General features: G+C 37.3%; 7 protein-coding genes and 1 other annotated feature. Of the genes, 3 read left to right on the forward strand and 4 right to left on the reverse strand.

What is annotated here, in order from left to right:
* Positions 1 to 23: 23 nt before the first annotated feature.
* Entirely contained in the window at positions 24 to 341 is a 318-nt protein-coding gene (locus DXB91_RS11455; protein ID WP_117549848.1) for a hypothetical protein, read from the reverse strand.
* Positions 342 to 364: 23 nt separating this feature from the next.
* Positions 365 to 514, reverse strand: a complete 150-nt coding sequence (locus tag DXB91_RS14180; protein WP_158547594.1) for a hypothetical protein — start codon at positions 512 to 514, stop codon at positions 365 to 367.
* 239 nt (positions 515 to 753) lie between these two features.
* Between DXB91_RS14180 and DXB91_RS11460 the strand changes: the two genes are divergently transcribed.
* The 3 genes from DXB91_RS11460 to DXB91_RS11470 are packed head-to-tail and all read left to right on the forward strand — an operon-like array spanning position 754 to position 3,375.
* Positions 754 to 1,335 carry an accessory gene regulator ArgB-like protein gene (locus DXB91_RS11460; protein ID WP_117549850.1) on the forward strand — a complete coding sequence of 194 codons (582 nt, stop codon included), beginning with the start codon at positions 754 to 756 and terminating at the stop codon, positions 1,333 to 1,335.
* Positions 1,325 to 2,068, forward strand: coding sequence for a LytR/AlgR family response regulator transcription factor (locus DXB91_RS11465; RefSeq protein WP_118018055.1), 744 nt, complete (start codon positions 1,325 to 1,327; stop codon positions 2,066 to 2,068). The genes DXB91_RS11460 and DXB91_RS11465 overlap by 11 nt, the downstream gene beginning before the upstream one ends.
* Before the next feature lie 5 nt (positions 2,069 to 2,073).
* Entirely contained in the window at positions 2,074 to 3,375 is a 1,302-nt protein-coding gene (locus DXB91_RS11470) for a sensor histidine kinase (RefSeq protein ID WP_117549854.1), read from the forward strand.
* A gap of 102 nt (positions 3,376 to 3,477) precedes the next feature.
* Here DXB91_RS11470 and DXB91_RS11475 read toward each other — a convergent pair whose 3' ends face one another.
* On the reverse strand, positions 3,478 to 4,692 hold the full coding sequence (locus DXB91_RS11475) for an aminotransferase class I/II-fold pyridoxal phosphate-dependent enzyme (RefSeq protein WP_055146066.1): 1,215 nt from the start codon (positions 4,690 to 4,692) through the stop codon (positions 3,478 to 3,480).
* Positions 4,693 to 5,043: 351 nt separating this feature from the next.
* Positions 5,044 to 5,285, reverse strand: a binding site (T-box leader).
* A 47-nt stretch (positions 5,286 to 5,332) separates the two neighbouring features.
* Positions 5,333 to 6,466, reverse strand: coding sequence for an alpha/beta hydrolase (locus DXB91_RS11480; RefSeq protein ID WP_118018057.1), 1,134 nt, complete (start codon positions 6,464 to 6,466; stop codon positions 5,333 to 5,335).
* Between the last annotated feature and the right edge of the window lie 59 nt (positions 6,467 to 6,525).

Raw genomic sequence — 6,525 nt, forward strand, 5'->3', positions numbered from 1 at the left:
AGCTCCGTCAGATTTTGACGGAGCTATATTTTTAGTACATTCTTTTTAATATTTCCACTGGAATCCTTTACTGTTATTTTCACTTTTCCTTTCGTTGAAGCATTATATATCAGTGTCATAGTTGTACCTGCCGTTGTTACATGTCCTACTTTAGTATAACTAGTGCAATCATAGTCATAATAATATGATGCAACCGCTCTTGCAACACTATTATTTTCTACAGCTAGCTCTTCTGCCATTGTGGTCTCGCTCTCCCCCGCAAGTGCACTCACCCCAGGCATACATGATATCGTCATTACCGCTGTCATCACGCATACAATCATTCTCTTAAACATCCTCATATGCATATCCTCCTAAATTCAAATTATTGTCTACTTTTTTTAGCAAACTCTTCTAAGCCATCCGGCTCCTTCGGCTGATAATATCTAGTCTTGCATCCTTCCACAACAAGTGGGGATATTACCACTGAGCATGCACATAATAATCTTCCTGCCTTGACAAGTAATTTTCTCACAATACATATCCTCCTTTCTACTGCTATACAATCGACAACTATGTTTATAAGGTTATTATAAATGCATTTTTCGACTATTTTTTCAAAATGGACTAATTGGTCAAAATTAAGGAGTGAACGGTAATTTATTACCACATACTCCTTAATTTTGACCGTTTACTCCATTCCTATTGCTACATACGTCACTCGTGCTATCATTAACTTTACTCATTTGATATCAATATTAGGGAGAGTATTTTATGATTAATTATATATGTTTGAAGATTTCTAATTACCTTATCAAAGAAAAAATAATTACAGATAAAGAAAGAAATATATATTCCTACCTTTTCTCATGTGTATTTGAAGAAATTATTTTTGACCTTATAACACTTGCCACAGGGATTATTTTTCATAGATTAATTACATCTGTTCTATTCATAATAATAACTATGCCATTGCGCTATTTTGCAGGTGGCTATCACGCATCAACACCTTTGCGGTGCACCATCTTGTCATATGGAATCATGATAATTGTGGTATTATTTCCACAATTATCATTTGAACATTCAGAAACTATTCAAGCAATCATATTTTTTGTCTGCATTGCCATAATTATGATAGTTTCACCTGTTGATACAGAAAATAAAAGATTTAACATCTCAGACAAAATCAGTCTACAAAAGAAAGCCAGGATTACCGTAATATTAATATGTGGAATCCAACTTATATTATGGTACAATAAATCCAATCAGCATACACAAACTATTACATTGTGTGTATTAATATGTACATTAAGTTTACTTGCAGGATATATAAGGAATATAAAAAATGTCTCTTAAAAATATTAATATAGCAATTTGTGACGATGAAGTATCATCAATTTATTCAATAAAAAAATACTTGATTTCATATCAAATACAATTTGATATCGACTGTGAAATTCACACTTTTACAGACAGTTCTAAATTTTTGTCTTCATTTGAAACAAACAAATACAACATTGTATTTCTTGACATTGATATGCCAAATATGGATGGTTTAGAGATTTCCAAACATATAAGGAAAAAATATTCAGATGATGTATACATTGTATTTGTGACTTCATATCCAAGCTATATGCATGATAGCTTTCAGGTTCATCCTTTTCAATATCTTATAAAACCTGTTTCCTACAATATTTTTCAAAATATTATGTCTGACATTTTAACATATATGCAAAGCAAGAACAATATACGCATAGTAGTAGATACATATAATGAAAAACTTCTTGTAAATGTGAATGATGTAATCTACATTCGTACAAGCAAGAGCCAAAAACTCCATCTTATTTATACACTACGCGATTCTCAAATAATTGGTCGTGGAGCGTTATCATCATTGGCAACCTCTCTTGCTGAACATGGATTTATTTTAACCAATCAAAGCACTCTGGTAAATACAAAGCATATAACCCACTTTAACGATAAGTTGTTAGGTCTTGATAATGGAGACGTAATCAATATTTCTAGAAGAAACCTAAAAAAATTCAGAACTTTTTTTGCAAAGCAAATCATCTCAGATATGAAAGGGTAAATACAATGGACATTATTTTTGATATTATGCCAACGCTTTTATACAGTGCAGATATGTATATATTTTTTTATGTTATATTCAACGACAAAAGACGATTTAATTATAACTTTATTTTTGGTATTTTTATAATCTGGGGAGTTGAAATGCTACAAAATATTATTGTTCTCCCACTTTCCGGAGATGTATCCATGAAAGCAACTGTTATGAGAGTTTCTCTTTCCTTTTTATTAACTACCATTCTTTCACTTTTATTTACTGCCACAATCACATCAAGATTATTTACATCTATTTCCTTTGTGACAATTACTATGCTATGCGAAAATATGTCATATTCAACTATAAATCGCTTTCTTGCAACAAATATTGAAAACGACACAATCCCTGTTGCCGTTTTCAATTCTGTTTTTTCTCTTTCTGATTTTTATTGTCTCATATTTGTTCTGCTTGTTACAATTATATTTAGAAAGATTCATATATCACTGTCAATTATTGATATTTCAGCTATTGTGGTAATTCCTGTCATATCTCTCATAATTTTAATAACCCCTGATATATTTGCCTTTAACAAGACAAATCCTCGAGCTTATAGCAATCTTATAAATTTACTGCTTACTATAAATATTGTTAATTTCTTCCTGATCAATGAAATATCTAAAAAGGAAGAATTACAAGCGCAAACAGAACAATTATCAAGACAGATTGAATTCCAACAAAACAAATACGTTCAACTTGGAGAGGCTTATAAAAGTCTCCGCAGTTTTATGCATGATACAAATAAACACTTTATATATATACAAAATTGTATAAAAAATAAAAATTATGACGCAGTCATTCCTTATACTAATGATACTTTAAACGATCTCAAATCCAGATACTGTTCTATAAACACAGGCAACCTGGTAATAGATTCATTTGTGAGTAACCTGAAAGAAGTGGCTGACAAATACCATATAACTCTTGATACAAGTATAAAACTGAGTACTACTCAGATACCTCTTACAGATTATGACCTGACTATAGTTTTAGGTAATCTTTTCGACAATGCCATAACCGCATGTAATGATGTTGAAAATGCGGTAATTACAGTCAAGCTACAAACTATAAGAAATACATTCACCATTTATGTTGAAAATTCTTATAATGCTTCGAAAAAACATTCTTCAGACAATGATTTTGACTTTATCCATGGATATGGTCTGAAAAATGTAAAAAATTCTGTAGAAAAATATAATGGTTTCTGCATAATAGACCCGCAAAACTGCTTATATGCTGTAACTTGCATCATTCCACTCAACCAAATAATATAAAAACAAGACTGTATCTGTATTGCAATAGCACATATGTATTCATATTTCTAAAATACATGCCACTGGCAGCTTCTCAGATACAGCCTTGTTATATAATTTCTTTTACTGGTGGTAATAGCTCAGGAAATCAGCCAGCTTTGCTGTTGCTGCCTTGAGTATCTCCATATTCGGAAGATATACTATTCTGAAGTGATCCGGATCCTTCCAGTTAAATCCCGTTCCACATGTGACGAGGATGTGCTTATCCCTCAAAAGATCAAGAGCGAACTGTTCATCATTTGTGATGTTGAACTTCTCCTTGTCAAGTTTCGGGAATATGTAGAACGCTGCCTCCGGCTTAACCACACTTATTCCCGGTATATCACAGAGTGCTTTATAAATATACTCTCTCTGATCATAGATCCTTCCTCCAGGCAGAAGCAGCTCATCTGCACTCTGGTAGCCTCCAAGACAGGTCTGAACTATACTCTGAGCAGGAACATTCGAGCAAAGTCTCATGGATGACAGGAGGTTAAGTCCCTCTATGTATCCCTTCACATTGCTCTTGTTTCCACACAGACACATCCAGCCAACTCTGTAACCTGCAACTCGGTGAGACTTGCTCAGTCCGTTAAAGCTTATGGTGAAAAGGTCAGGTGCCAGTGAAGCCAGAGCCACATGCTCTTTATCATCCATGACAAGTCTGTCATATATCTCATCAGCAAAAAGGATAAGCTCATTCTCCCTTGCAACCTGAACTATCTGCTCAAGAACCTCCTTTGGATAGAGAGCTCCTGTAGGGTTGTTAGGGTTGATGACTACGATTCCTTTTGTTCTTGATGTTATCTTTTTCTTGATATCTTCTATATCCGGATACCAGTTGGACTGCTCATCACAAAGATAATGAACCGCTGTTCCTCCTGCCAGGTTAACAGAAGCCGTCCACAACGGATAGTCAGGCATCGGGACAAGTATCTCATCTCCCGAATCAAGCAGTCCCTGCATGGACATGGTGATAAGTTCGCTGACTCCATTTCCTGTATATATGTCATCGATTCCCACATTTGGAATATTCTTCAGCTGGCAATACTGCATGATCGCCTTTCTTGCAGAGAAAAGTCCCTTTGAATCCGAATATCCCTCGGTATCTCTGAGGTTATATGCCATATCCCTTACAACTTCATCAGGTGCCATAAGTCCGTGCGGTGCAGGATTTCCTATGTTCAGTTTAAGGACATTTACCCCTTCAGCCACCATTCTGTTTGCCTCGTCCATAACAGGACCTCTTATGTCGTAACACACATTGTCAAGCTTTGATGATTTTTCGAATTTTCTCATGATACACACTCCTTTATATCTCTTGATCCCTTGTTGTCTGTGTTTGCTGATTGTTGGTTTTAACTTGCGTTTTCTTCGAGATTACTCCGCATCTGCCGATGCCCGCGAGCAAGCTCGCGCATCGCAGCCGCTTGCTTTCCGGCTTTCCTTTGCGTTTTCTTCGAGATTACTCCGCATCTTCGATGCTCCCGTAATCTCTGCACGACATTCACACTCCGCCCTACCGGGCTTCGTGTTTCATGTCGCGCGCGGGTGACAATTGTCTGCCGATGCCCGCGAGCAAGCTCGCGCATCGCAGCCGCTTGTCACCCTGAAAACGCAAAATAAAAGCCCTAAGCATACTTATAATATGCTTAGGGCGAACTTTCTTGTCCGTGTTACCACCTAAATTCAGGAACTTATTCCTGCTCTCAGCCGACAGCCATCACTATCGTTGTTCCTATAACGTGGAACTCTCCGTTGACCACTACCCGGAAAACTTTCGCGGTCACAGCTCGGGGACTGCTTCCTTAAGGTGTCCTATAGGCTCGCACCAAACGCCTACTCTCTGAAGTGACAGTGACTTAAGTACTCCTTCCTGTCTTTGCCTTTATCTGATTTTTAGGATAGCATTCTGATGTCGTGTTGTCAAACAGTTTTTTTATTTCATAAATGCACACTCATCCTCGTTACAGAGTATTCCCTCTGGATTGTACATATTCATATGGAATACATGGCCGCTATCAGGATTGTTCTGTCCATACGCTTTTGTGATATGTGCAACTCCAACTTTGTTCAGCACCTCATCCAACACTTTTGTATGTGATGCCAGATCATCATTTACACTGTACATGAGATACGCCTCCGGGAAATCAGTATTTATATAATCAAGCTGATCCATAAACAACTTGTACTGTTCCTCCGTCACAGCATATGCCTGGCTTATTTTCTTACTTTCACATTTTTCAGCTTTGTCGTGTGAACTTGTTTTTCCGTCACTATTCTGGTCATCATCCACATCATTTCTCAGATACCATGCGGATATATTGTCATTTCTTTCTGCCATCTTGTATGCACCACAGTTAAGGCATATCTTCTTAGGCAGTAGATCATATGTGAAGAAATCAAGCTTTGCCCTGTAATCGCTGTTTGATGCTATGATGCAATAATTTGCCGTGAGCTGTGCCCCCGCCGAATCACCGACCATATAGAAATTATCAATGTCTATTCCAAGTGTCTGCGCATTCTCATGGATATACCGAATGAGATACGCCACATCCTCTATGGCCGCAGGATATTTGTTCTGCGGTGACAATCTATAGTTAAAGTTCACCACCACGTACCCGTGCTCCGCAAGAAGGCAGCAATAGTGGCTGTACAGTTCCTTGTCACCATAGAACCAACCTCCGCCATGCACGCTCACTATCACCGGATATTTTCTGTTTTCATCTGTCATATACGATATTGGAACGCAGATATCCATGTAGCTGTTAGATGTATAGCTTGCAGAATCCACGTCTGCGGCATCCCCGGAATCGGCAAAGAATATAATGTTCCTCTCTACACCTTTGTCCCATGTTTCAATCAGCTCATTGAAACGGACCTCATCAAGCTCCTTTTTGTAATCCAGATTCTTTATCTGTACAACATTTGCCGGATATTCAAGCCCTCTGTCTCTCGCCGCATCACTTGCTTTCCAGGCGTGGCGCATATTTACCCATGCCGGAAGATTCTTCTCCACCGCACCGCGGCTGAATATCTCTGCTACGTTCTTCATCATTCTTTCTCTGTCCATAATTTCCTTGTATGATTATTTAGAAGCTAATAATCATTCATTCCTTTCATTTTAATATC

Source organism: Coprococcus sp. OM06-34AC, assembly GCF_003462545.1.
In the GTDB taxonomy this organism is placed as follows: Bacteria; Bacillota; Clostridia; order Lachnospirales; family Lachnospiraceae; genus Coprococcus; species Coprococcus aceti.